Origin of the sequence: Amycolatopsis sp. NPDC051071 (genome assembly GCF_040682875.1) — a bacterium.
Lineage (GTDB): Bacteria > Actinomycetota > Actinomycetes > Mycobacteriales > Pseudonocardiaceae > Amycolatopsis.
Genome location: NZ_JBFBBY010000130.1, coordinates 1 through 21,277 on the forward strand (window position 1 = coordinate 1; position 21,277 = coordinate 21,277).

20 protein-coding genes and 1 pseudogene are annotated in these 21,277 nt (G+C 68.6%); 13 read left to right on the forward strand and 8 right to left on the reverse strand.

The genetic code is table 11. The features are described 5' to 3' along the window. The first annotated feature begins 217 nt into the window (after positions 1 to 217). The 4 genes from AB0M65_RS30995 to AB0M65_RS31010 are packed head-to-tail and all read left to right on the forward strand — an operon-like array spanning position 218 to position 3,760. The gene (locus AB0M65_RS30995) at positions 218 to 1,339 is read left to right on the forward strand and encodes a Re/Si-specific NAD(P)(+) transhydrogenase subunit alpha (RefSeq protein WP_364035437.1); all 1,122 of its coding nucleotides are present in this window, start codon (positions 218 to 220) and stop codon (positions 1,337 to 1,339) included. Further along, entirely contained in the window at positions 1,339 to 1,638 is a 300-nt protein-coding gene (locus AB0M65_RS31000) for an NAD(P) transhydrogenase subunit alpha (RefSeq protein WP_007032801.1), read from the forward strand. Before AB0M65_RS30995 ends, AB0M65_RS31000 begins: the two co-directional genes overlap by 1 nt. After that, the gene (locus tag AB0M65_RS31005; RefSeq protein WP_364035440.1) at positions 1,635 to 3,020 is read left to right on the forward strand and encodes an NAD(P)(+) transhydrogenase (Re/Si-specific) subunit beta; all 1,386 of its coding nucleotides are present in this window, start codon (positions 1,635 to 1,637) and stop codon (positions 3,018 to 3,020) included. Before AB0M65_RS31000 ends, AB0M65_RS31005 begins: the two co-directional genes overlap by 4 nt. Beyond that, complete coding sequence (locus tag AB0M65_RS31010) at positions 3,017 to 3,760, forward strand: lipoate--protein ligase family protein (RefSeq protein ID WP_364035443.1); 744 nt, start codon at positions 3,017 to 3,019, stop codon at positions 3,758 to 3,760. The genes AB0M65_RS31005 and AB0M65_RS31010 overlap by 4 nt, the downstream gene beginning before the upstream one ends. Before the next feature lie 65 nt (positions 3,761 to 3,825). Here AB0M65_RS31010 and AB0M65_RS31015 read toward each other — a convergent pair whose 3' ends face one another. Next, positions 3,826 to 4,533, reverse strand: a complete 708-nt coding sequence (locus AB0M65_RS31015) for a histone-like nucleoid-structuring protein Lsr2 (RefSeq protein ID WP_364035446.1) — start codon at positions 4,531 to 4,533, stop codon at positions 3,826 to 3,828. A gap of 157 nt (positions 4,534 to 4,690) precedes the next feature. Between AB0M65_RS31015 and AB0M65_RS31020 the strand changes: the two genes are divergently transcribed. Beyond that, a complete protein-coding gene (locus tag AB0M65_RS31020) occupies positions 4,691 to 6,064 on the forward strand; it encodes an NAD(P)/FAD-dependent oxidoreductase (RefSeq protein WP_364035449.1) in 1,374 nt (457 codons plus the stop codon). On the opposite strand, the gene AB0M65_RS31025 is transcribed toward AB0M65_RS31020, so the two are convergent. Next, entirely contained in the window at positions 6,061 to 7,533 is a 1,473-nt protein-coding gene (locus AB0M65_RS31025) for a hypothetical protein (protein WP_364035452.1), read from the reverse strand. The two genes, AB0M65_RS31020 and AB0M65_RS31025, sit on opposite strands and share 4 nt — an antisense overlap. 159 nt (positions 7,534 to 7,692) lie before the next feature. Between AB0M65_RS31025 and AB0M65_RS31030 the strand changes: the two genes are divergently transcribed. The 5 genes from AB0M65_RS31030 to AB0M65_RS31050 all read left to right on the forward strand — a co-directional run bounded on the left by AB0M65_RS31030 (position 7,693) and on the right by AB0M65_RS31050 (position 11,924). Next, positions 7,693 to 7,863 carry a hypothetical protein gene (locus tag AB0M65_RS31030; RefSeq protein WP_364035455.1) on the forward strand — a complete coding sequence of 57 codons (171 nt, stop codon included), beginning with the start codon at positions 7,693 to 7,695 and terminating at the stop codon, positions 7,861 to 7,863. Positions 7,864 to 7,996: 133 nt separating this feature from the next. Further along, positions 7,997 to 8,176, forward strand: coding sequence for a hypothetical protein (locus tag AB0M65_RS31035; RefSeq protein ID WP_364035458.1), 180 nt, complete (start codon positions 7,997 to 7,999; stop codon positions 8,174 to 8,176). Between the two features lie 173 nt (positions 8,177 to 8,349). Further along, complete coding sequence (locus AB0M65_RS31040; RefSeq protein ID WP_005154552.1) at positions 8,350 to 8,853, forward strand: DUF3145 domain-containing protein; 504 nt, start codon at positions 8,350 to 8,352, stop codon at positions 8,851 to 8,853. A 41-nt stretch (positions 8,854 to 8,894) separates the two neighbouring features. Beyond that, positions 8,895 to 9,488: a hypothetical protein gene (locus tag AB0M65_RS31045; RefSeq protein ID WP_364035462.1), complete on the forward strand. Its 594-nt coding sequence runs from the start codon at positions 8,895 to 8,897 to the stop codon at positions 9,486 to 9,488. A gap of 75 nt (positions 9,489 to 9,563) precedes the next feature. After that, a complete protein-coding gene (locus AB0M65_RS31050; RefSeq protein ID WP_364035465.1) occupies positions 9,564 to 11,924 on the forward strand; it encodes a cation-translocating P-type ATPase in 2,361 nt (786 codons plus the stop codon). Between the two features lie 643 nt (positions 11,925 to 12,567). Here the strand turns inward: AB0M65_RS31050 and AB0M65_RS31055 are convergent. The 5 genes from AB0M65_RS31055 to AB0M65_RS31075 form a co-directional block, all read right to left on the reverse strand. Then, complete coding sequence (locus AB0M65_RS31055; RefSeq protein WP_364035467.1) at positions 12,568 to 13,818, reverse strand: beta-ketoacyl-[acyl-carrier-protein] synthase family protein; 1,251 nt, start codon at positions 13,816 to 13,818, stop codon at positions 12,568 to 12,570. A gap of 40 nt (positions 13,819 to 13,858) precedes the next feature. Further along, positions 13,859 to 14,104 (reverse strand): acyl carrier protein, encoded by a 246-nt coding sequence (locus AB0M65_RS31060; RefSeq protein WP_004559006.1) that lies wholly within the window; start codon positions 14,102 to 14,104, stop codon positions 13,859 to 13,861. 68 nt (positions 14,105 to 14,172) lie between these two features. Beyond that, positions 14,173 to 15,156 carry a beta-ketoacyl-ACP synthase III gene (locus tag AB0M65_RS31065; protein WP_364035470.1) on the reverse strand — a complete coding sequence of 328 codons (984 nt, stop codon included), beginning with the start codon at positions 15,154 to 15,156 and terminating at the stop codon, positions 14,173 to 14,175. Beyond that, positions 15,153 to 16,079, reverse strand: coding sequence for an ACP S-malonyltransferase (locus AB0M65_RS31070; RefSeq protein WP_364035473.1), 927 nt, complete (start codon positions 16,077 to 16,079; stop codon positions 15,153 to 15,155). The genes AB0M65_RS31065 and AB0M65_RS31070 overlap by 4 nt, the downstream gene beginning before the upstream one ends. Before the next feature lie 181 nt (positions 16,080 to 16,260). Further along, positions 16,261 to 17,475 carry a helix-turn-helix domain-containing protein gene (locus tag AB0M65_RS31075; protein WP_364035476.1) on the reverse strand — a complete coding sequence of 405 codons (1,215 nt, stop codon included), beginning with the start codon at positions 17,473 to 17,475 and terminating at the stop codon, positions 16,261 to 16,263. 352 nt (positions 17,476 to 17,827) lie between these two features. Between AB0M65_RS31075 and AB0M65_RS31080 the strand changes: the two genes are divergently transcribed. Together AB0M65_RS31080 and AB0M65_RS31085 are read left to right on the forward strand one after the other, a co-directional pair. Beyond that, on the forward strand, positions 17,828 to 18,565 hold the full coding sequence (locus AB0M65_RS31080; RefSeq protein WP_364035479.1) for a hypothetical protein: 738 nt from the start codon (positions 17,828 to 17,830) through the stop codon (positions 18,563 to 18,565). A 270-nt stretch (positions 18,566 to 18,835) separates the two neighbouring features. Beyond that, a complete protein-coding gene (locus AB0M65_RS31085) occupies positions 18,836 to 19,480 on the forward strand; it encodes a nicotinamide mononucleotide transporter family protein (protein WP_364035482.1) in 645 nt (214 codons plus the stop codon). On the opposite strand, the gene AB0M65_RS31090 is transcribed toward AB0M65_RS31085, so the two are convergent. Then, complete coding sequence (locus AB0M65_RS31090; protein ID WP_364035485.1) at positions 19,461 to 21,074, reverse strand: L-lactate permease; 1,614 nt, start codon at positions 21,072 to 21,074, stop codon at positions 19,461 to 19,463. The genes AB0M65_RS31085 and AB0M65_RS31090 overlap by 20 nt on opposite strands. A 111-nt stretch (positions 21,075 to 21,185) precedes the next feature. Between AB0M65_RS31090 and AB0M65_RS31095 the strand changes: the two are divergent. Further along, positions 21,186 to 21,277 (forward strand): annotated as a pseudogene (locus AB0M65_RS31095) (uracil-DNA glycosylase); the annotation flags it as partial.

Below are 21,277 nucleotides of genomic sequence, written 5' to 3' on the forward strand. Positions count from 1 at the left end.
CGTTGCTCCGTAAGTGTCATAAGGGGTCCCCATAGGACGAAAACCGTCCTATGGGGACCCCTTATGACGTCGCACACCTGGATCGATGGCTGGATCGATCGTGAGAGACCCAGGTCACGGAAAGACGCCTCCCGGACACGTTCAGCCATGGGAGTTGTCGGCCGGACATGGTAAACAGTGCGAGTTCGTGTGGTCCTCTCCAGCGAGGAGGTCGCCTGTGGCGGCAGAAAACGAGCAGCTCACGGTCGGTGTTGTCCGGGAGACCGGACAAGGCGAACGCCGCGTCGCGCTGGTACCGAAGCTCGTCGAGCGCGTCTCAGGACGCGGATTGCGGGTGGTGGTCGAGTCCGGTGCGGGCGCCGGCGCGCTACTCGCCGACGAGACCTTCGAGCAGGCGGGCGCGGTGATCGGCGACGCGTGGGATGCCGACATCGTGGTCAAGGTGGCGCCTCCGAGCGCGGCCGAAGTCGCGAAGCTCAAGACGGGCACGATCCTCATCGGCTTCCTGAATCCACGGGCCGATCCGGACGGGATAGCGGCGCTGGAATCGGCGGGCCTCCGTGCCTTCGCCGTCGAAGCGATCCCCCGGATCTCCCGGGCGCAGGCCATGGACGCGCTGTCGTCCCAAAGCAGTGTCGCGGGATATCGCGCGGTTCTGCTGGCCGCCCGGAAATTGACCCGCTTCTTTCCGATGCTCACCACCGCGGCGGGTACCGTGCCGCCGGCGAAGGTGCTCGTGCTCGGCGCGGGCGTCGCGGGGCTGCAGGCCTTGGCGACGGCGAAACGGCTCGGCGCGCAGACCACCGGCTACGACGTCCGGCCCGAGGTCGGCGAGCAGGTGAAATCGATCGGCGCGAAATTCCTCGACCTCGGCATCGAGGCGGTCGGCGAAGGCGGGTACGCCCGCGAGCTGACCGAAGAAGAAAAGGCCGAGCAGCAACGCAGGCTCACCGAGGCGATCACGAGGTTCGACGTCGTGATCACCACCGCGCTCGTCCCCCGCCGCAAGGCGCCGGTCCTCGTCACCGCCGACGCGGTGAAGGGGATGCCCGCCGGTGGTGTCGTGGTCGACCTCGCCGGTGAATCCGGCGGCAACTGCGAACTGACGAAACCGGGCGAGGAGATCGTCGAGTACGACGTCACCATCTGCTCGCCGCTGAACCTCGCCGCGGAGATGCCCGCGCATTCCAGCGAGCTGTACGCGCGCAACGTCACCGAACTGCTGGAACTGCTCGTCGACTCCGAAGGCAAGCTCGCACTCGACTTCTCCGACGAGATCGTCGCCGGGGCCTGCGTGGCGGGCGCGGCCCCGGTCGCCACAGAAGAAGGGGGCGAGTGATGCTCGTAGGCAGCCTGGCGATCCTCGTACTCGCCGGATTCGTGGGATTCACCGTCATTTCGAAGGTGCCCAACACCCTGCACACCCCGCTCATGTCGGGGACCAACGCCATCCACGGCATCGTCCTGCTCGGCGGGCTGATCGTGCTCGGCCTCGGGGTGGACGGCGTACTGAACAAGATCCTGCTGGTGATCGCGATCGCCTTCGGCACGATCAACGTGGTCGGCGGTTTCCTCGTCACCGACCGGATGCTTTCGATGTTCAAGGCGAAGAAGCCGGAAGACGGTGGTGACAAGTGACGACCTTCATCGCCGTCCTCTACATCATTTCCTTCGCACTGTTCATTTACGGCCTGATGGGCCTGACCGGCCCCCGCACCGCGGTACGCGGCAACTGGATCGCCGCCGTGGGGATGGGCATCGCGGTGATCGCGACGCTGCTGACCCCCGGTATGGGCAACTGGCTGCTGATCGCACTCGGCGTCGGCATCGGTGTCGCTGTCGGGGTGCCGTCCGCACGCAAGGTGAAGATGACCGCGATGCCGCAGATGGTGGCGCTGTTCAACGGCGTCGGCGGCGGGGCGGTGGCCTTGATCGCCTGGGTCGAGTTCCGCGGCACCGACGGCTACGCGCACGAGCCGTTGTACGTGGTGATCGCGTCGCTGTTCGCCGCCATCGTCGGGTCGATCTCCTTCTGGGGCTCGAACATCGCGTTCGGGAAACTGCAGGAACTCATCTCCGGCCGTCCGATCACGCTCGGCAAACTGCAGCAGCCGGTCAACGCGCTGGTGCTGATCGCCGCGATCGTCTTCGCGGTCGTCATCGGAACCGGCGGTGACGCCGAACTGCTGATGATCGGCCTGCTGGTCGCGGCGGGCGTGCTCGGCGTGGTGGTCGTGCTGCCGATCGGCGGCGCGGATATGCCGGTCGTCATCTCCCTGCTGAACGCGCTCACCGGTTTGTCGGCGGCGGCCATGGGTCTCTCACTCGACAACACCGCGTTGATCGTGGCGGGCATGATCGTCGGCGCGTCGGGTTCGATCCTGACGAATCTGATGGCGAAGGCGATGAACCGGTCGATCCCGGCCATCGTCGCCGGCGGGTTCGGCGGCGGTACGGCGGTCACGAGCGGCAAATCCGGTGAGGTCCGGCCGGTCCGCAGCACGAGCGCGTCCGACACCGCGATCCAGATGGCGTACGCGAACAAGGTCGTGGTCGTCCCCGGCTACGGCATGGCGGTCGCGCAGGCACAGCACGTCGTTCGCGAGATGGCGAAGCTGCTGGAGGCCAAGGGGATCACCGTCGAGTACGCGATCCACCCGGTCGCGGGCCGGATGCCGGGGCATATGAACGTGCTCCTCGCCGAGGCCGACGTCCCGTACGAGCAGCTCAAGGAAATGGACGAGATCAACTCCGAGTTCGCCCAGACCGACGTCGCGCTGGTGATCGGCGCGAACGACGTCACGAACCCGGCCGCGGAGACCGATCCGGGCTCGCCCATCTACGGGATGCCGATCCTCAAGGTGAACCACAGCCGGTCGGTGATCGTGCTCAAACGCTCGATGAGCTCGGGCTTCGCCGGCATCGACAACGAACTCTTCTACGATGCGAAGACCAGCATGCTCTTCGGCGACGCCAAATCGTCGGTGGGCGAGATCGTGGAGGAACTCAAAGCACTGTGACCGGCCCCTCGGAAGTCGTCGCCGCGTTCGACGACCCGGCCGACAACCTCGCGTTCGACGAAGCCCTCCTGCGTGCCGCACCGGGGGCGCCGGTCCTGTGGATCTGGCGCAACACCGCCTGTGTGGTCGTCGGCCGGGGACAGAAAATCGAACGCGAGGTCAAGGCCGACGTCTGTGCGAGTGACGGGGTTCCGGTGCTGCGCCGGGCCAGTGGCGGCGGGACGGTGTTCCACGATCCCGGCAACCTCAACATCACCCTCGTCCTGCCGGGACTCGGCCTGTCCGGGAAAAACGTCAAGCCGCTCGAAGCACTCGGAGAACTGATGACCGCGACGGTGGCCAGGCTCGGGCTGCCGTCGCGGCTCGGTGATCGGGGACTGTTCGTCGGTGACTCGAAGCTGTGCGGTTTCGCCGTGTTCCGGACAAGAACGGGCTTGCTCGCGCATTCGACCTTGCTCGTTTCGACCGCGGCCGAGCGGGTCGGCCGGTACCTCACGGCGGCCCCGCCGGATCCCCGTCCGCTCGACTCGCACCGCAGCCAGGTCGCCTCGCTCGCCGATCACGGCCTGCGGAAAGGTGTCGCCGAAGTCACGGTCGCGGTCCGCGAGGCGGCGGCCGCGCAACTGGGTGACCTGGCGACGCGGAAGCCCTCGGCGGAGGAGCGGGAATGGCATCGCTCGCTCCAGCACACGCGCTACCACTATTCGGAATGGCACTCTGGCGGGGCTCAGCGCAGGTAGGACTCGTGAGTGATTTGGGTCGTTCTAACGACCCAAATCACTCACGACACGCGAAGGGGCCCCGCTTACTTTTCCTTGGCCGAGAAGGTGACGACGGGCACCTTGCGGGCGGCCCGGGTGGTCTTCTTCGCCGGCTCAGCGGCCTTCTTCGCCGGAGTCTTGGCGGCGGCCTTCGGGGCGGCCTTGGCGGCTGTCGTCTTCGCTGCCGCGGTCTTCGGAGCGGCCTTCGCGGCCGTCGTCTTCGGTGCGGCCTTTGCCGGAGTCTTCACCGCGGCGGCGGCCTTCGCGCGACCGGCCGGAGCCTTGGCCGCGGTGGTCTTCGCGGCCGCGCCACGGGCCGACTTCGCTTTGGCCGCAGTGGCTTTCGCGGTGGTCTTCGGCTCCACCTGCGGCGTGACGGCCTTCGCGGCGGCGGTCTTGGAAGCTGCCTTGGCGGCGGCGGGCTTGCGGCCGGCCACCCCCTTCGCGGCGGGCTTGCGACCCGGCTTCGCGGCCGTCTTCGCTTCCGCCTTGGCCGCGGTCGCCGCGGTCTTCGGCGTCGACTTCGCCACCCGTGCGCCCTTGGGCCGCTCCACGACCCGCGGGCGGAGTTTCCGTCCGCCGATCCGACGGCCGTTCGCCACGAATGCACGCAGGGTTTCCCGGAGTGCCGCGGCATTGTCGGCCGAAAGGTCGATGTCGTAGGCGATCCCGTCCAAACCGAAAGCGACCGTTTCTTCGGCCGCCTCGCCGGTCAGATCGTCCAGCAAATGCACAGCAGTGTTCCTGGCCATGAAAAAACCTCCCGCGCTCGATCGTTCTACTGCGTAACCGGCACGGCGAAACCTGAACCCGCGGCTGATGACTCACGCAGCGACACGAGGATAGCGGCAGGTTGCGCGAAGCTGCGCGGTGGTGTGCGCTGAATGCATGTCAGCACAGACTTTTGACGTGATCGTGATCGGAGGCGGCCCGGTCGGCGAGGTCGCCGCCGAACGTGCCGCGCGCGGAGGGCTCCACGTCGCCCTCGTCGAACATGAACGCTTCGGCGGCGAATGTTCTTACTGGGCCTGCATTCCCAGCAAGGCGTTGCTGCGCCCGGGCCTTCTCCTCGCCGCCGCCAAACGGGTCCCTGGCGTCCCGGTCGGTGACGCCGTCGACCCGGCGAAGGTGTTCGCGCGCCGGGACTGGTTCACCGGCAAGGGAGACGACACCGGACAGGTCAAGTGGGCCGAAGGGGTCGGGATCGCCCCGATCCGCGGGCACGGCCGGATCACCGGTGAGCGGGAGGTCACGGTCGACGGGGGTGACGTGCTGACCGCGCGGCACGCGGTGATCGTCGCCACCGGCAGCGTCCCGAGGACGCCGTCGATCCCCGGACTGGACACCGTTTCCGTCTGGGGCTCGCGCGAGGCGACGTCGGCCGAAGCGGTCCCGCGCCGGCTCGGTGTCCTCGGCGGCGGTGTCGTCGGCGTCGAAATGGCGCAGGCCTACGCCACGCTCGGGGCCGAGGTCCACCTGATCATCTCGGGTGATCGCCCCTTGCCGCGACTGCCGGACTTCGTCGGCGACGCCGTCATCGCGGGGCTCCGCGAGGCCGGGGTCACCGTGCACACCGGTTCCGGCCTCGAAGCCGTGTCCGCTTTGGACGGTGATAAGGAACTGGCGTTGAAGGGCGGTGAACGGTTGGTCGTCGACGAACTGCTCGTCGCCACCGGCCGTCGCCCGGCGACCGACGGGCTCGGCGTCGAGACGCTGGGGCTCGAAGCGGGCTCGCCGCTCGCGACGGACGACAACGGCCGCGTGTCCGCTGTGGACGGTGACTGGCTGTTCGCCGTCGGGGACGTCACCGGCCGCGCGCCGCTGACCCACCAGGGCAAGTACGCCGCCCGCGCCGCCGGTGACTCGGTCGCCGCGCAGGCGGCGGGCGAACCGGTCGACTCCGCGGCGTGGAGCGCGCACAGCGCCACCGCCGACCACTCCGCCATCCCGCAGGTCGTCTTCACCGACCCGGAGGTCGCCTCGGTCGGGCTCGCCGGCGCGGAAGAGGGCAAACCACACCGCGTCGTCGACATCGACATCGCGGTCGCCGGTTCGTCACTGCACGCGGACGGCTACGCGGGCAAGGCGCGGATCGTCGTCGACACCGAACGCGGTGTCCTCGTCGGCGCGACCTTCGTCGGACAGGACGTGGCCGAACTGCTGCACGCGGCGACGATCGCGATCGTGGGGGAGGTACCACTGTCGCGGTTGTGGCACGCGGTGCCTTCGTTCCCGACGATCAGCGAGGTCTGGCTGCGCCTGCTGGAGGCAGACACGCCCTAGCCGTTGACGGGGAGTTCGAGGGCGGCCTTGGCGCCCCGGACCAGGCCGGGATCGTCCGCAGTGGACGGTCCCGGCACCCATACGGCCTGCACCAGCCGGACCGAGTTCCCGTCCTGGCCGCTCTGGTAGGCCGCCCCCTCGAATACCGGGACATCGCCCTGCCACTGGCTGGTCTCGGTGGCGATGTCGAGGATTCCGCCGCCGCCGGGATTGTCGGCGGCGGCCTTCAACGCGCTCGCCTGTTCGGCGTTCGGGAACTCCACGACGGCGATCGTCACCGCGGCGGCCCGGCCGTCGATGGTGCTGGCGAAGCTGGCCCGTTTCACCGCGGAGCAACTTGTCTGCTGAAGGATCGCCTGGACGTCGCCGTACGCGTGCGACGCGCATTTCTGGTCCGCGGCCGACGCCCTCGAAGTGAACTGGATGTTCTCCACGGCACTGCTGCTGGGCGGGGGAGAACTGGTCGCCGGGGTCGGCGGCGGCGGGGTTTGCGTCGACGCGGTGTCGTCCCCGCCGGAGGCGACGCTGATCGCCGCGACCAGAAGCACGATCAGCAGGCCGATCGCGGCGAGCGGGAGCCACTTCACCGTCTTGGACTGGTGCGGCCGCTTCGGCGCGGACTCGGCGGGAGCGGGTGCGGGAGCCGATGCCGCCGCGGCGTGAGCAGGCGGCGGGGCCTGCCGTGCCGGGGGAACGGGCTTCACCGGGGCGGCGGGCTGCTGAACGGGTGCGGTGGCTTGACCGGGCTTGGCGCGGGAAGTGGCCGGTTTCGCCGCTCTCTTCGGCTTGCCCGGATGCTGCACCGGGACCGTCGGCGCGATGGCGACGAGCGGATTCTCGCGGACGATGGTGGGCTCGTCGTCGGAGTAGGCGCTGAAACCCTCGCCGAGCAACATCTCCTCGGGCATCGGCGGTGCGTCCGGCGCCAGCGCGGTGATCAGGTCCCGCGCCTGCTGGACCGAGCGCGGCCGGGACGCGGTGGCCAGCGAGACCGTCGCGGCGAGCATCGTCGTCGCCGTCGGGTACAGCACCCGGACCGAACCGGCGAGGTCCGCGGGCGGCTGGTCGACGGTCTCCACATACGGGCCGACGGCGATGATCGTGCCGATCGGCCCGGCACCGGGGGCGACGTCCGCGATCTTGTGCGTGCACGCGGCGGACAGCGAGAGCGCGTCCGTGGCCGGGTTGATCGAGGTGTCGCCGTGGACCAGCGGCCAGCCGTCGGCCTTCCACGGCCCGCCAAGCGGGGCTTCGAGCTTCAGCGCCGGATCCGGCAGGTCCACGCCGATGACGATGAGAACGCCCTTGGGCATGACGACCACCGCCTCGACGGGTCGTCCGGCGACCGGACTGGCGCCGACCAGGGCGACCCCGCCGACGATGGTGCTGCCCCGGCCGAGTGAGGCCAGCGCGGCGCGGACGTCCTCGGCTACCCGGGACGGCTGCTGAGCGAGGCGAACGAGTCGCACCGAAACCCTCCCCATCTCGTCGGTCTCGCTGCACAAAGTAGCGCCTCCGAACGTCCATCCATGCCCCCGCCACCACCCTCAAAGGTGGTGCTTCGCGCCGCTGTATCGATTTAGAGGCAAGACACGTCGCTGGTGACAGGGGTAACCAGGAGAAACGTCATGGCCTTGAACCGCTCCTGGCGTCGACGTGCCGCGCTCGTGCACGCCGCCGACGTCGCCACCGCCGAGCGTGCCGCCCGTGCGGCCGGGCTCATGAAGATCACCTCGGTCGCGAAGATCGGCGTCGTCGCCGTCCGGGGCACCGCGGACCAGATCCGCGCGGTCCGATAGGCCGCCGGGGTCACCTACGTCGAGGGCAACGAGAAGCTCAAGGCGCACGGCAACAGCGGCACCACCGCGACGCGAAGCCTGCGGACGCAGACCACGCTGAAGGACGCCGCAGATCACCGGGATCGTCGCGCAGTTGTTCCAGGCCGCGCCGGACGCGAGCCCGGGTGACATCGAGGCCGTGATCAAGGCGACCGCGTACAAGTTCACGAGCGGCTCGCCGTACGTGGCCGCGGGGCCGTACTCGTCGAGCTTCGACAAGGGCACCGGCCTGGTGGACACCTTCGCCGCCGCGCAGTCCCTCGGGGCCCGGTAGCGGGCCGGGCGGAGTCCCAATCAGGTGCGACTTGTGGTGTTCATGTGGCCAAACAGCACGGTTGGGGTGCACAATGTGGTCACGCGTACCGGGAGGCGGCACGAGCCACCTGACCAGCACAACTCGCGAGGTCGTAGGGGAAGACGCCCCTCGTCGAGTAGCGGAGGTCAGCAGTGAGCACCCGTGGCAACACCCGTGGCGTGGTGTACGTCCACTCGTCGCCGTCTGCGGTCTGTCCGCACGTCGAGTGGGCTATTTCGGGCACCCTGGGTGCCCGTGTCGAGTTGAAGTGGACGGCTCAACCAGCCAGTCCAGGACAGCTCCGCGCCGAATGCGGTTGGCGTGCGCCTTCGGGCACCGGCGGAAAGCTGGCGTCCGCGTTGAAGGCGTGGCCGATGATCCGGTTCGAAGTCACCGAAGAGCCCAGCGCCGGGGTCGACGGAGAACGGTTTTGCTTCGCTCCAGGCCTCGGCCTGTGGCACGGCCGGACCAGCGCCAACGGCGACATCGTCGTGGGTGAGGACCAGTTGCGCGCGCTCGTGAGCAAGGTTCGCGCCGGCGAGTCGTTGGCACATAAGCTCGACGAACTCCTCGCCGCCAATTGGGACGAAGCTCTCGAGCCGTACCGGCACGCCGGTGACGGCGCTCCGGTCACCTGGCTGCACCAGGTCGGGTAGAGGGCGTGAGCACGGAAGAGGCGGGCGGCTAACCTTTCAGGGTGACCGCCCAGCCTCGCCCCTCCGTCCGTCAGCGGTGGCTGATCCCCGTCGTCGTGGTGGTGATCTCCCTGACCGTCGGCATCGGGCTGCTGGCGCGTGATCTCTATCGCCGTCCCGAGGCCCCGATCGCCGAACCGATCGTCAGCGCCGCGCCGTCGTCCGTCGCCCCGAACGAGCAGCCGGGCCCTCCCGTCGTCGAGATCACGCCGGACGTCTTCGCGCATCCGCAGTACCAGAACGTGCGGCAGGTCCTGCAGGGGTACTTCGACTCCATCAACGACCGCGACTATCCGAAGTGGACATCGGTGGTCAGCAGGGAACGCGCCAAGACGAAGACGGCGACGGAGTGGAAGAAGGACTATCAGTCCACACGGGACGGCAGCATTCTCGTCTACCGCATCGAGCCGGGCGCGCCAAGTTCACTTCGGGTGCTCGTCGCGTTCACCAGCACCCAGGACGTCGACGACGCGCCCGTGTACCTGCCAGAGGCCTGCATCCGCTGGCGGCTGGTGCTGCCGCTGCGGCTGGAAAGCGGTTCGTGGCGGGTCGACACCACCGACGGCGGCACCAATCCCGAGCACGAACGGTGCTGACCCCTACTTCCGCTGGAGTGACATGGTCCCTCAGGCTGACGCACGAGGGACCAAGGTCGGAATAGAGTCTGCCGCATGGCAATTGATCAGCCGGCCTTGCTGACCGACGCCTCGAGGGGGCTCTCCAGTGAAGAGGTCGCCCAGCGTGTCGCCGCGGGCCAGGCCAACGCGGTCTCGACGAAGACCAGCCGGACCACCGGCGAGATCATCCGCGCGAACGTGTTCACCAGGATCAACGCGATCTACGGCGTGCTGTTCGTCCTCATCCTGTCGACGGGGTATTTCATCGACGGGTTGTTCGGCGGCCTGATCATCGTCAACAGCGCGGTCGGCATCATCCAAGAACTCCGGGCGAAACGGACGCTGGAACGGCTCGCGATCGTCGGGCAGGCGAAGCCGACCGTCCGCCGGGACGGGCAGAGCGCCGAGATCGCGCCGGAAGACGTCGTACTCGGCGACCTCGTCGAACTGGGGCCCGGCGACAAGATCGTCGTCGACGGCCCCGCGCTGACGGCCGAAGCGCTGGAAGTCGACGAGTCGCTGCTGACCGGGGAATCCGATCCGGTGGTCAAGCAGCCCGGCGACAAGGTGCTTTCCGGCAGCTTCGTGGTCGCGGGCAGCGGCACCTACCGCGCGGACATCATCGGCGACCATTCCTACGCCGCGAAACTGGCCGCGGAGGCCAGCAAGTTCACCCTGGTGAAGTCGGAACTGCGCCAGGGCATCGACAAGATCCTCAAGTTCATCACCTACCTGCTCGTCCCGGCGGGCGCGCTGACCATTTACAACCAGCTCGCGGGCGACCAGGCGTGGCCGGACGCGCTGCGTGGCATGGTCGCGGCACTCGTGCCGATGGTGCCGGAAGGCCTGGTGCTGATGACCAGCGTCGCGCTGGCCGTCGGCGTCATCCGGCTTGGCAAGCGGCAGTGCCTGGTACAGGAACTCCCGGCGATCGAGGGCCTCGCCCGCGTCGACGTGGTGTGCGCGGACAAGACGGGGACGCTCACCGAGAACGCGATGAGGCTTGCCGAAGTCCGGGAAATCACCGCGGGCCACCCCGTGAGCGACGTACTGGCCGCACTCGCCGCCGCCGACCCCCGGCCGAACGCGAGCCTGCAGGCGATCGCGGAGGAACACCAGGCCGATCCCGGCTGGACGATCTCCACGACGATGCCGTTCTCTTCGGCACGTAAATGGAGTGGCGCGTCGTTCACCGGCAACGGCGACTGGGTGCTCGGTGCGGCCGACGTCCTCCTGCCCGAAGGCGAGCACCGGGCGGAGGCCGAGAAGATCGGCTCGCGCGGACTGCGTGTCCTGCTGCTGGGCAGGGCCGAGCGGGCCGTCGACGCGGCCGAGGGACCCGGCGACATCGAACCGGTGGCGCTGGTGGTGCTGGAACAGAAGGTCCGCCCGGACGCGAAGGCCACTTTGGACTTCTTCGCGCACCAGGACGTCGCGGTCAAGGTCATCTCCGGCGACAACGCCATCTCCGTCGGCGCCGTCGCGGGCACCCTCGACCTGCCGGGCGCGGACAAACCCGTCGACGCGCGGAAACTGCCGGAAGACGCCGAAAAACTGGCCGAGACCGTGGAGGAACGCGCCGTCTTCGGCCGCGTGACGCCACTGCAGAAACGCGCGATGGTGGGGGCCCTGCAGTCGAAGGGGCATACGGTCGCGATGACCGGCGACGGCGTCAACGACGTCCTCGCATTGAAGGACGCGGACATCGGTGTCGCCATGGGTGCCGGCAGCCCGGCCACCCGCGCGGTGGCGCAGATCGTGCTGCTGGACGACAAATTCGCCACCCTGCCGCACGTCGTCGCCGAGGGACGGCGGGTGATCGGCAACATCGAGCGCGTCTCGAACCTGTTCCTCACCAAGACGGTCTACTCGGTGCTGCTGGCGCTGATGGTCGGCATCGCGCAAGTGCCGTTCCCGTTCCTGCCACGGCACATCACGATCACCGCGTGGTTCACCATCGGCCTGCCGGCGTTCGTACTCTCGCTGGCACCGAACAACGAACGCGCCCGCAGCGGCTTCGTCGGCCGGGTGATGCGGATGGCCGTCCCCGCCGGCCTCGTGATCGCCGCGGCGACGTTCGTCAGCTACCTGCTGGTGTACAAGGGATCCGGACAGACCGAAGTGGACAAGATCCAGGCAGGCACGACCGCGCTGATCACGTTGATCACGATCGCGCTATGGGTGCTCGGGATCGTCGCGCGGCCGTACAAGTGGTGGAAGATCGGCCTGATCGGCGGGATGGTCTTCCTGACGCTCGCGTTGTTCCTGATCCCGTTCACGCAGAAGTTCTTCGCGCTGGACCCGAGCGTGAGCGCGTACACGCTTTCGGCGTTCGCGTGCGCCGGGGTGGGGATCGTGCTGGTCGAGGCGGCCTGGTGGATCGGGCGGCATCTGGTGAAACGCTCCGAAGCCTGACCGGTACCGCACCGGTTCTCGGCCCCGAGGATGCAATGAACGGCCCGTTACTTGCAAAATTCGCAAGTAACGGGCCGTTCATTGCACGGGGGCGGCGGTTCGGGCGAGAGCGGGTGTGTTGCCCTCGATGCTGGACCGCATTCGGTGACTGTGTGGATCATGGCGCGTTAGATGATTCGAAATCGACACAGTCCCGCACGACAGTCCCTGTCATGGGGGTGAGTGACTCGCGTGTTCGGGAACGTCACTCGCGTGCCTGGATGCCGCACTCAGGTGTGCGGGGTCTGAGCACGCGAGTTCCGGCTTTGAGCACGCGAGTGCGGTACCGCGCCGCCCGGACACCATCTCGCCCGAAGGTGCCACATTCGCCGTACCCCTCAAGAGAACCGAATCGCCACTCACGACCTCCTTGCCCACGTCTCCGGCGTGAAGTACATGAAGGCCCCCTTCCTTGCGCCAGGCGCAAGGAAGGGGGCCTTCATGTACTACTGAAGCCAACGAGGGCGTTCCGGCGCGGGCAAGCCCCAGCGACCCCGAAACCCGGCCCCAGCCACCCCGAAACGTCATGAGGGGTCCCCATAGGACGAAATCTGTCCTATGGGGACCCCTCATGACACCAAGCGGGCCGAAACCCCCGCGACCGTCAGGAAGCAGGCGTGAACAGCAGTGCGGTGTTGTGCCCGCCGAAGCCGAACGAGTTGCTGATCGCCGCGCCCAGTTCGACCTTGCGGGCCTCACCGGCCACGACGTCGAGCTGCACCTTCGGGTCCAGGTCCTCGAGGTTCAGGGTCGCCGGGACGAGGCCGTGGTAGATCGCCAGAATGGTGGCGATGCCCTCGACCGCGCCCGCGCCGCCGACCAGGTGGCCGAGCGCGCCCTTGGGGGCGGTCACCACGGTGTGGTCGCCGACGGCGTTGCGGATCGCCGCGGCCTCGCCGACGTCGCCGACGACCGTCGAGGTCGCGTGCGCGTTGACGTGGCCGATGTCGGCCGGGGAGACCCCGGCCATCTTCATCGCCGCGCGCATGGCGGCGATCTGGCCGATGCCTTCGGGGTGGTTACCCGTGATGTGGTACGCGTCCGAGGTGATCCCGAACCCGCTCAGCCGCGCGTAGATCCGCGCGTTGCGGGCCCTGGCGCGGTCGGCCCGCTCCAGGATCACGACGCCGGAGCCTTCACCGAGCACGAAACCGTCGCGGTTCGCGTCGAACGGCCTCGATGCCTTCGCGGGCTCGTCGTTGCGGGTGGACACCGTCCTCGCCTGGGCGAACCCGGCGAGGGTGATCGGGTGGATGCACGCCTCGGCGCCACCGGCGACCACGACGTCCGCCCGCCCGGACCGGATCATCTCGTAACCGGCGGCGATGCCTTCCGCGCCCGAAGCGCACGCCGAAGCGGGCGAGTGCACGCCGGCGCGGGCCTTCAGGTCGATGCCGACGTGCGCGGCCGGGCCGTTCGGCATCAGCATCGGCACGGTCAGCGGGGACACCTTGCGGAGGCCGTACTTGTGCAGAAGGTCGTTCTGCGAGATCAGGGTGACCGGACCGCCGACACCGGTGCCGATGGTCACCCCCAGGCGCTCGGGGTCTACATCCTGATGCTCATCGGTCGGCTGCTCGAAGCCCGCGTCCGCCCAAGCCTGACGCGCGGCGATGATCGCCACCTGCTCGCACCGGTCCAGGCGGCGTGCCTGGACCCGAGGGAGGACCTCGGACGGGTCCACGGCGAGCGTGGCACCGATCTTCACCGGCAGGTCGAGTTCCTCGACCCAGTCGGCTTCGAGACGGCGGATGCCGCTTTCACCGGCGAGCAGGCCGTCCCAAGTGGACGTGACGTCCCCGCCGAGCGGAGTGGTGGCACCCAGCCCGGTGATCACGACGTCGATGTTGCTCATTGGAGTCTCCCCAAGGTCGGCGCCATCAAGTACTGGTGACTTACTTGGAGTTGGCGGACACGTAGTTCACCGCGTCGCCAACGGTCTTCAGGTTCGCCAGCTCGTCGTCCGGGATCTTGACGCCGAACTTGTCCTCGGCCTGAACAGCGATCTCCACCATGGACAGCGAGTCGATGTCGAGGTCGTCCACGAAGGACTTCTCGGCGGTCACGTCGTCCTGCGCCACACCGGCGACCTCTTCGACGATCTCGGCGAGGCCGGCGAGGATCTCTGCGTTGTCTGCCACTGGTTGTTCCCTTCTCGGTGATGCTTTCGGCTGCCCCGCGGACACGGTGCCCGCAGGGGAAGTATTCATCACGGGCAGATGAAGGCCTGGCCCGCGTAGGAGAGTCCGGCACCGAAGCCGACGGCGAGCACGATGTCGCCCTGCTTCACGGTTCCCGCCTTGCGCATATGGTCGAGCGCGAGGGGGATGGACGCGGACGAGGTGTTGCCCGAGTACTTGATGTCGTCGGCCACGACCATGTCCTCGCGGGCGCCCTTGGCACGCAGCTTCTTGGCGATGGCTTCGACGATGCGCAGGTTGGCCTGGTGCGGGATCAGCACGTCCACATCGGACGGTTCGAGCCCGGCGACCTCCAGTGCCCGCAGCGCGATCGGCGCGATCTGCGTGGTCGCCCACCGGAAGACCGACTGGCCCTCCTGATAGATCCACTTCTGGTCGCGCATGTAGATGAGGTCGACATGTTCACCGGCGCTGCCCCAGGCGACCGGGCCGATCTGTGCCGAGTCGGCCGGGCCGACCACCGCCGCGCCCGCGCCGTCGGCGAAGATGATCGCGTTCGCGCGGTCGACCGGGTCGATGTGGTCGGTGAGTTTTTCGGCGCCGATGACGAGTGCCTTCTTCGAGCTGCCCGCCCGGATCAGGTCCGAGGCGACGCCGAGGCCGTAGCAGAATCCGGCGCAGGCGGCGTTGAGGTCGAACGCCGCCGGGTGCACGATGCCGATCCGGTCGGCCACCTGCGCGGCCGCGTTCGGGATCTGCGTGGGCATCGTGCAGTTCGGCAGGATGACCGTGTCTACTTCGGACGGATCCACGCCGGCGTCGGCGAGCGCCGCGGTGCCCGCCTTGACCGCCATGTCGACCAGCGACTCGTCCTTCTCGGCGAATCGGCGCTCGACGATGCCGACCCGCTCGCGGATCCACTGGTCGTTGGTGTCCATGATCTGCGAGAGATCGTCGTTGGTCACGATCTTCGCGGGCTGGAAGCTCCCGACACCGAGGATGCGGGTGCCGGCGGGGCCCTGCGTCTGCCGCAAAGTGGATCGGTCGGTCACGAAGCGTCCTCCTGCTCCTGAAGCTTCGCCAGCTCGGCGGGCGTCTTCAGCGCGATGGTCGTGGTCACGGTTCCCTTGAGCTGCCGCTTGACCAGGCCGGTCAGCGTGCCCGCCGGCGGCAGTTCGAGCGTCGTGGTGACGCCCGAGGAGACCAGCCCGTCCATGGTCAGGTCCCAGCGCACCGGGCTGGTGACCTGGGCGACCAGCCGGTCGAGGTACTCGGGCCCGCTGGTGACGACCTGGCCGTCGGCGTTCGACAGCAGCGGACGCGTCGGGTCCGCCGGGGTGATCTTCGCAGCGTGGGCTCCGAGCGCTTCCCGCGCGGGTGCCATGTACGCCGTGTGGAACGCGCCCGCGACCTTGAGGGCCCGGACCTTGGTGCCTTCGAGCGGCTCGGCCACGATCTTCGCGATCGCGTCGGCGGCACCGGAGGCGACGATCTGCCCGGCGCCGTTGCGGTTCGCGGCGGTGAGGCCGTGGCCTTCGAGCCAGGCGACGATCTGCTCGGGGTCGCCCAGCATGACCGCGGCCATGCTCGTGGGTTCCAGCGCGCAGGCCTTGGCCATCTCCGCGCCGCGGATCGCGGCCAGCGCGACGGCGTCCTCGGGGCTCAGCACCCCGGCGATGGCGGCGGCGGCCAGCTCGCCGACGGAATGCCCGGCGACCGGCGCGTCCTCGGCGACCGGCGCCTCGCGCCGCAGGTGCTCGAACGCCAGCAGCGACAGCGCCACGATCAGCGGCTGGGTGATCGCGGTGTCCTGGATCTCTTCGGCGTCCGCTTCGGTGCCGAGACGGACGAGATCGAGCCCGGCCCGCTCGGACCAGCCTTCGACGCGCGCGCGGGCGCCGTCGAGTTCGAGCCAAGGGGAGAGCATGCCTGGGGCTTGGGAACCCTGACCGGGGGCGAGGACTGCTGCTGTCACCCCTCAAGGGAACACTCTCGGCCACCATGGTCGTGATGCCGACGCTCACCAAGTCCTGCCGACGTAATTGTCGGAACCCTACAAAAGTGCCATCCTGATCTCCGCGCTTAACCCAAAAGCCTTGTCGGGTTCAACCAGGTTTCCCTATGAACTCCATCACTGCGCTGAGTTACCAACCGGTTTACCAGAGACCGCGGGCGCGGGCCAGCCGCCCGACCGTCAGCGCCACCTTCAGCACCCACGCGTCGCGCGATTCGGCGGCGTGGCGGCCGGTGAGTTCGGCGGCCTTCCGGAGCCGGTACCGGACGGTGTTCGGATGCACGAACAGCGTCCGCGCACAGGTCTCCAGTACGCCGCCGCTGTCGAGGTAGGTCTCCACCGTCCGCAGCAGCGAGGGGCCCGCTTCCTCCAGCGGCCGGGCGATTTGCTCGATGAGCAGCCGTTCGGCCTCGGGATCGCCGGACAACGCGCGTTCGGGCAGCAGCTCGATCGACCGGGCGGGCCGCGGGGCGCCCGGCCAGCCGACGACGGCGCGCAGGCCGGAGAGCGCCTCTGTCGCGCTGTGGTGGGCCTCGGCGAGTGTGGGCATCGTCGGTCCCGCGACGACCGGGCCCTCCGCGAACGCGACGGACAGTTTGGTGAGAATTTCGCGGTCCTTCGCGGTCCCGTCGGTCGGCCCGGCGACGACCACGACCAGGCGGGATCCCTGAACCGAAAGCAGTACCGGGCGCCCGACCCGCGCCGCGCGGCTGCGGACCTCGAACACGACCGTCGGCGGGTCTTCCGAGGACGGCGTGCCGACCAGCGCGGTGGCGGGCGCGGCCGGATCCCAGCCGAGCGCGGCCGCACGGGAGAGGATGGCCTCCTCGGCGTCCCCGCGGACGATGCCGTCGACGACCAGTGCTTCCAGCCTCGCGTCCCAGGCACCGCGTGCTTCGGCGGCGGCCGCGTAGGAGTTGGCGGCGGCGAACGCGATCTCCCTGCCGTAGCGCAGGATCCCCTCGATCAGCGCGGCCCGCTCGCCCTCGTTCGCGGCGAAGTCCGGCAGCTGCTCCTCGAACACCTCGATCGCCAGCCGCACCATCCCGACCGCTTGGCGCAGGCTCACCCAGCGCGAAAGTTCGGCGGGCGCCTCGCGGAAGGCCTCGGTGGTGAGCGAGAGCGCCTCCTTCGAATCGCGGAGCCAGTCGACGAAGCCGGCGGCACCCGCCTGGGTGATCAGCAGGACACTCGCGCGCTGGTCGGCAGGAAGGCGGGCGAACCAGCTCAGCCGCTCCTCCATCACCGCGATGCTCGCGCTCGCGAGGCGGCCGGAGGCGTGCTCGAGCCGCCGGAGGGTTTTGGCGGACAGCCCGTGGTGCTTGGGCACACGCCGTCCGGAAGTCGCATCAGCCATGGTGCGCCGATCCTAGGCCGTGTCCTGGTCCGGTCGGCCGACGACGCCGTCGTCCTGCGGTCCTTCGGCGCTCGTGTCCAAAGTGGACAGACGTCGCGCGGTTCATGGCGGTGAATTGTGAAAGGTGTTCGCATAAAACTCGAGGCCGCCCGGCGCTTGCGTTTTACGCCGCGCCGAGCGGCCTCGTCTCCCCGGTCCCCACCGGTAGAACAAGTATGGGACTTGTGGATCTTTTCCCGCTAGCTCACTCACTCGATCGTGGGTCGCCGAGTTGCCGGCGAGGGGTCCGTGATCAACGATCCCTCGCAAGCCGCGCCGGGTTCGGGCGGTAGCGCGGAGGAGGGAGTTGGCCGTGGGCGAGCAGCTGAAAGACGGTCTGGGACAAGCATGGAACCTTGTCGCCACTTTCGTGCCGAAGCTGGTGGGATTCCTCATCATCCTGCTCATCGGCTGGTTGATCGCGAAGGCTGTGTCAAAGGCATTGGGACTGGTTCTGTCGAAGATCGGTTTCGGCAAGCTCATCGAGAAGACCGGACTCACCGGAACGCTGAAACAAGCGAATGTGGACGCGGGCGGGATCGTCGTCAAACTCGTCTACTACTTCATTCTCCTGATCGCGTTACAACTCGCGTTCGGCGTATTCGGTGAGAGCAATCCGGTCAGCGCGTTGCTCAATGAGATCATCGCGTTCCTGCCGCGGATCCTGGTGGCGATGGTGCTGGTGATCGTCGCGGCCGCCATCGCGAAAGTCGTCCGCGACCTGGTGCACAGCGCGCTGTCGGCCCGCCCGGCCGGACGGCTGCTCGGCACCGTCGCCTACTGGCTGATCATGGCGTTCGGCATCATCGCCGCGCTCGGCCAGGTGAACATCGCGACGGCGGTGACGGGGCCGGTCCTGATCGCCGTGCTCGCCACCATCGGCGGCGTGATCGTGGTCGGCTTCGGCGGCGGCCTGATCAAGCCGGCGCAGGACCGCTGGCAGGGCTGGCTGGCCACCCTGCAGGGCCAGCTTGAGTCCCGAAATGACAAACAAGAGGTCCGTTCGGAGCTGCCGACTTCGCCCATGGGCATCGGTCGCGTAGATTCCTGAGCATCCCGCGGGCCCGGTGATCGAGGAAGGCACCGGGCCCGCGTGGAGCTGAAGGGGCTCATCGCCGCGTTTATCCAGGTCGAGCGCGCAGCGCCTCCGTTGAGGGTGGCGGCGGGGGCATGGATGGAGCGGTGAGGAGCCCCTTCATCACGTCTCGGCTACTCCGCCTCAGCGGCTCTCAAGCCGTTCCCCTGTTCCACAGCTCACACTCACTAGGGAATGGCGTCACCGCGGAGCATGTTGGAGCGGTAGACGGAGAGGGGTGCGGACGTGGACTTCCTGTTGCACAACGGTGTCACGGTGCTCGGCCAGTGGATCTCCTTCGCCGAGCTGGCGGGGCAGATCTTCGCGCTGGCCGTGGTCTTCCTGGCACAACGCCGCACGCTGTGGACCTGGCCGGTCCAGGTCGGCGCCACCGTGCTGCTGTTCTCCGTCTACCTCTCCGCGCATCTCGGCGGGCTCGCCACCAGGCAGGTCGCGATCCTCGCCATCTCGATCTACGGCTGGTGGGCCTGGTCCCGGCGCAGCGATCCGGTCTACGGCGTCGTCGTCCGCAAGGGCCGTCTCTCCGAACGCCTGGCGATGCTGGGCGCGTTCGCGATCGGCACCACCGCGATGGCACTGGTCCTCGACGCGCTGAACGCCTCGTGGGCGCCATGGCCGGACGCCGCGATCTTCGTCGGCACGCTGGTCGCCTTCGCCGCCCAAGGCGCGGGTCTCGTCGAGTTCTGGCTGGTGTGGCTGGTCGTTGACGCGATCGGCGTACCGCTGCAGCTGTCTTCGGGCCTGTACTTCTCGGCGGCGGTCTACATTGTGTTCGCCGGACTGGTCGTACACGGCTGGTGGAGCTGGAACCGGACCGCGAAGCAGGTCCAGAGCGCTCCCGCGGCCGGGGTCACGGCAGCATCCAGCTGAGCACCGGGCTCGCCTGGCCGGCCACGATCAAGCACATCACCAGCAGCAGGCCGAGACTCCACGGCAGCACCTTGCGCAGCAGCCTGCCTTCCTCGCCGGGCAGGTTCGCCGCGACACAGGCGATCGTGAGGTTCTGCGGCGAGATCATCTTCCCGAGCACGCCGCCCGAGCTGTTGGCGGCGGCGAGCAGGTCCGGTGGCAGGCCGGTCTGATGCGCGGCGGTGACCTGCAGCGCACCGAACAGCGCGTTGGCCGAGGTATCGGATCCGGACACGGCGACGCCGAACCAGCCGAGTACAGGGGACAGGAACGCCAGCCCGGCGCCCGCCGCGGCGATGAACGTGCCGATGGTCGCGGTCTGCCCGGACAAATTCATTACGTAGGCCAGCGCCAGGACGCCCGCCACGGTCAGGATGGCGAAGCGCAGTTCCTTCGCCGTCGCCAGCCATTCGGCGGCCGCGTCGCTCGCGGCGACCCTGAGCGCGAGCACGGTGAGCACGCCCGCGATCAGCACCAGCGTGCCGCCGGTGTTCAGGAACGGCAGCGAGAAGGTGTTGCCGGAGACGGGCTTCCCGCTCGGGCTCGCCACGTCCAGCCCCGGCCAGCGGAACTTCCAGGTGGCCGCGTCGAGCAGCTTCTTCACCGGCGGAAGCTGGGCGATAGAGAAGATCACGATGATCAGCACGTACGGCAGATAGGCGAGAAGAACATCGCGGCGCGCGTCGGGTTTGTCGAGTGTTGCCGTCTGGGTGCCGGTGAGGACCTGAGCGCGTACCTCGGCGTCGGCCGGTTTGCGGGAAGCGGGAAGGGCCACCAGCGCGGCCGCACCCGCCAGTGCGGCGCCGATGTCGGCCAGCTGCGCGGAAACGTGGTTCGAGGCGAGGAATTGGACGACGCCGAACGCGACACCGCAGGTGAGCGCGGGGATCCACGTTTCCTTCAGTCCGCGTTTGCCGTCGACGATGATCACCAGCAGGAGCGGGACGAACAGGGCGAGCAGCGGCGTTTGCCGTCCGACGATCGACGAAACCTGCTCCAGCGGCAGGCCGGTGACCTGGGCCAGGGTGACGACCGGGGTGCCCATCGCGCCGAACGCGACCGGGGCGGTGTTCGCCACCAGCGCCACCACCGCGGCCTTGACCGGGGTGAAACCGAGCGCCACCAGCATGATCGCGCTGATCGCCACCGGTGCGCCGAAGCCTGCCAGCGCCTCCATCAGCGCGCCGAAACAGAACGCGATGATGAGCGCCTGGATCCGCGGATCGTCCGAGACGCGGCCGAACGAGCGGCGCAGGATGTCGAAATGCCCGGTGCGCACGGTGATCCGGTAAATCCACAGCGCGTTGACGACGATCCACATGATCGGGAATAGGCCGAACGCCGCGCCGGAGAAGGCGCCCGAGATCGCCTGGCCGACCGGCATGCCGAAGGCCACGATCCCGACGACGAGGGCGACCGCGAGGCCGATCAGGGCGGCGAGATGCGCTTTCAGCCGGATGGCGCCGAGCAGGACCAGAACGGTGGCGAGGGGGAGCACCGCGACAAGGGCGGACAGGCCGAGCGAGCCGAGCGGGGAGAGTTCTTGCCCGAACATGCGAACCCCGTTTCCACGATGCGAAAACGACTTTTCACGCCGTGTCGGAGATCTTCCTCACAAACCTTGTGTCTCGTCAACAAGGTGAAGGCAAAACCCGCAATTCGTCAACTACGCGGGACCCGGATGGTCTCCCCGGTGAGATGCGCGCCACCCGCCAACAAGCCGACACCTGAGGAGCGGGACACCTGCCGATCCTGGCT

Coding starts and splice junctions, on each gene's coding strand:
- AB0M65_RS31000 (WP_007032801.1), top strand. CDS start 1,339: ATGCTCGTAGGCAGCCTGGCGATCCTCGTACTCGCCGGATTCGTGGGA.
- AB0M65_RS31030 (WP_364035455.1), top strand. CDS start 7,693: ATGGCCTTGAACCGCTCCTGGCGTCGACGTGCCGCGCTCGTGCACGCC.
- AB0M65_RS31015 (WP_364035446.1), bottom strand. CDS start 4,533: ATGGCCAGGAACACTGCTGTGCATTTGCTGGACGATCTGACCGGCGAG.
- AB0M65_RS31075 (WP_364035476.1), bottom strand. CDS start 17,475: ATGGCTGATGCGACTTCCGGACGGCGTGTGCCCAAGCACCACGGGCTG.
- AB0M65_RS31055 (WP_364035467.1), bottom strand. CDS start 13,818: ATGAGCAACATCGACGTCGTGATCACCGGGCTGGGTGCCACCACTCCG.
- AB0M65_RS31090 (WP_364035485.1), bottom strand. CDS start 21,074: ATGTTCGGGCAAGAACTCTCCCCGCTCGGCTCGCTCGGCCTGTCCGCC.
- AB0M65_RS31050 (WP_364035465.1), top strand. CDS start 9,564: ATGGCAATTGATCAGCCGGCCTTGCTGACCGACGCCTCGAGGGGGCTC.